This is a genomic window from Methylomonas sp. BG-2, assembly GCF_057766305.1.
Window position 1 is genome coordinate 1 of sequence record NZ_JBYMAP010000364.1, and the last position, 2,674, is coordinate 2,674.

Genomic DNA, 2,674 nt, shown 5'->3' on the forward strand with positions numbered 1-2,674 from the left:
CTGAGCATGTTCGCCGAAACCACCGCCCAAAGAGATCAATGCAATATCCCGTTTACGGTCAATCGTCCACTTGCTTGGACTGATTGGGTCTCCATGCAATGGATGCTTGATTTTGCTAAAATCGATGCGTTGTTTATCCGCTTCGGGGATGTACTCATTTACAAAGGTCATGGCGGCGTGCTCCTGTTGAAATTGTTCAAATCTGTTGCTGTTGTATTTTGCTGAATTTACTGCTGCTGTCATACTGCTATCCTCCAACTTGTATCATTCGCCGCCGTGCCGGCGGCGGGCAGGCCGTTGACTGTCAGGGCGAGGCCGGCATAGGCGCCGGTGAAGGTGGTGGGCAAGATGCTGATATCCGACCAGGCCTTGAGGTTGGGATCGATCAGGGCTTGCTGGGCGGTGACAGCGCTGGTATCCAGGTGATCGGTAAACCGGCTGTGGAAGGTGTCCTGAATCAGGTTGATGTCGCCCAGGTTGCCGCCGACCTTTCTCGAAGTTAAGCCGATAACGATTGGGATCAGGTTTTTCCAGTGAGGCCGGCTGGTGAATTCGGACTGATGCCGAGCGTGGTGGTCGCGTGGGCAGGCATAACCTTCCCTGTCGTTTGTCGATTCCCTTCGTGCCATCTGTTAGTCTCTAAACTTGGTTGCCGGTGGGGTTGTGGTTTTAGCCGCGCATCTAAACGATGACAATCGGCGTTAGCTAATTGTCGCAAATCGCTTTTGTGAACAGACTTGTCCTTAAGTCCAATCGGGCAATGCGATACGGCTATTCGCTTTGTCGCGGATCGCCCGCTTGCTCGGCGTCAAATTGACTGGGCTTCCATAACGCCCGCCCGTTTCAGAACATACCAGTTTGTGTGCGATGCCGTACAGACAGAGCATTATTTGGTTTGTATCCTTATAAAATTGATTCATTAGGTGGCAGACGATGTCTTCTTCCTGAACTCGCTTACAGATAAATCCCGATACTAGATGCATCGTATTGTTGGGATTCATGTTCCTTACGTCATCCCAATCTGCTGGTTATAACGCTTCCGGCGCCAAATCAGAAGCAGCAGCACTTGGAATCGAACCGCCATAAGAGTTGAATCGCCCCGGAATTCTCGGAGGCTTTGGTTTGTGAGTCATGCCGCCTTAGCAGACTCGGTTAGTTGCTGATAATACCTAGCCTCTGCTTCAGCGGGTGGGATGTTACCAATCGAACCTAACAGCCGTCGATGATTAAACCAATCCACCCAGGTCAAGGTGGCCAGTTCGACGGCTTCGCGGTTCTTCCAGGATTGCTTGTGAATCAGCTCGGCTTTGTACAAACCATTGATGGTTTCGGCCAAAGCATTGTCATAAGAGTCTCCCACGCTGCCCACCGAAGCCTCAACGCCAGCCTCGGCTAAGCGTTCCGTATAGCGGATCGAAATGTACTGAACGTCGCTATGATGGATCAGGCCGCCACCCCGCGCGGGTTGCCGGTCATGCAGCGCCTGCTCCAGCGCATCCAGCACAAAGGCGGTGTGCGCGGACGATGACACTTTCCAGCCGACGATGTAACGGGCAAACACATCGATCACGAAGGCCACGTAAACAAAGCCCTGCCAGGTTTTAACGTAGGTAAAATCCGCGATCCACAAAGCATTGGGTCGCTCGGCGCTGAACTGCCGGTTAACGTGATCCAGAGGACAGGCGGTGTTGGCATTGCTGATCGTAGTCTTGATGGTTTTGCCGCGCCTGACGCCTTTCAGCCCAAGGCGTTTCATCCGACGCTCCACGGTACAGCGAGCAGCGGCAATACCCTCTCGCTTTAGCTGGCTCCAGACTTTGCGAGCGCCGTAGTTCTGGAAGTTCTCATCCCAGACTCGGCGAATCTCCTGGCTCAATACCTCATCTTGCTTGGCGCGGTTGGAACGCAATTCAGGATGGGTTTGGCGTGCGGCGTGCCAGTAATACGTCGACGGGGCAATCGGCAATACCTAGCAGATTGGCTCGACCCCGTACGCATCGCGATGATCATCGATGAACGCTTTCATGGTTTGAACCGGCGGTCGAGCTCCGTCTGCGCAAAATACGCGGACGCCTTGCGAAGTATCTCGTTCGCTTGACGTAATTCACGATTCTCGTGCTCCAAGGCCTTTATTCGCTCCGACTCACTAAATGGATGGGACTTGGGGTGCTCCGCGGACGGCTTCCGAACGCCTCAACCAGCTACGCAACGTTTCCGCCGTTCAGCCAAACTTGGCCGAGATCGATTGAATCGCCGCCCATTCTGAGGCGTGTTCGCTTTGATGCTCTCGCACCATTCGGACGGCACGTTCCCGAATTTCCGCGGAATATTGCTTTACGGTTTTCTCTTTCATTGCTCCATTCTCTCAAAGGTTGGAGCCTCCGAGAAAACCGGGGCGATTCAGTATATCACTATCGTGCGACATGACATTCAAAGGGACAACGACTCACTTTTATGCAGAATCCAAAAAACATGCTTGCATCCATTACCGGCAACACCAAAATACTCGGCGTAATAGCCGACCCGGTCAGCCAGGCCAGAACGCCGGTCATGGCAAACACATTATTGGATGAACAGGGACTCTTGGGGCAATCCTCTCAACTTAAGCCAATTAGCTAACAAATTCATTGGGTTACAGTGTGTTACGTGCTAAAATAAGCTGTAATTTATTGAG

The 2,674-nt window shown here is 52.6% G+C and carries 4 protein-coding genes, 1 pseudogene and 1 other annotated feature; of the genes and pseudogenes, 1 reads left to right on the forward strand and 4 read right to left on the reverse strand.

Annotated elements, in window-relative coordinates:
- The 4 genes and pseudogenes from AC3B8H_RS20150 to AC3B8H_RS20165 form a co-directional block, all read right to left on the reverse strand.
- A partial coding sequence (locus AC3B8H_RS20150; RefSeq protein ID WP_488443307.1) for a hypothetical protein occupies positions 1–243 on the reverse strand: 243 nt, incomplete at its 3' end.
- The gene (locus AC3B8H_RS20155) at positions 240–629 is read right to left on the reverse strand and encodes a hypothetical protein (RefSeq protein ID WP_488443308.1); all 390 of its coding nucleotides are present in this window, start codon (positions 627–629) and stop codon (positions 240–242) included. The genes AC3B8H_RS20150 and AC3B8H_RS20155, both read right to left, overlap by 4 nt.
- A 500-nt stretch (positions 630–1,129) precedes the next feature.
- A pseudogene (locus AC3B8H_RS20160) lies at positions 1,130–2,209 on the reverse strand (IS3 family transposase).
- Positions 1,952–2,068: a sequence feature (AL1L pseudoknot), on the reverse strand. It overlaps the preceding pseudogene by 117 nt.
- A 12-nt stretch (positions 2,210–2,221) precedes the next feature.
- A complete protein-coding gene (locus AC3B8H_RS20165; protein ID WP_488443309.1) occupies positions 2,222–2,353 on the reverse strand; it encodes a hypothetical protein in 132 nt (43 codons plus the stop codon).
- A gap of 101 nt (positions 2,354–2,454) precedes the next feature.
- Here AC3B8H_RS20165 and AC3B8H_RS20170 point away from each other — a divergent pair, with 101 nt between their 5' ends.
- Positions 2,455–2,619 (forward strand): hypothetical protein, encoded by a 165-nt coding sequence (locus AC3B8H_RS20170; protein ID WP_488443310.1) that lies wholly within the window; start codon positions 2,455–2,457, stop codon positions 2,617–2,619.
- Positions 2,620–2,674: the final 55 nt, after the last annotated feature.

Coding starts and splice junctions, on each gene's coding strand:
- AC3B8H_RS20165 (WP_488443309.1), bottom strand. CDS start 2,353: ATGAAAGAGAAAACCGTAAAGCAATATTCCGCGGAAATTCGGGAACGT.
- AC3B8H_RS20155 (WP_488443308.1), bottom strand. CDS start 629: ATGGCACGAAGGGAATCGACAAACGACAGGGAAGGTTATGCCTGCCCA.
- AC3B8H_RS20170 (WP_488443310.1), top strand. CDS start 2,455: ATGCAGAATCCAAAAAACATGCTTGCATCCATTACCGGCAACACCAAA.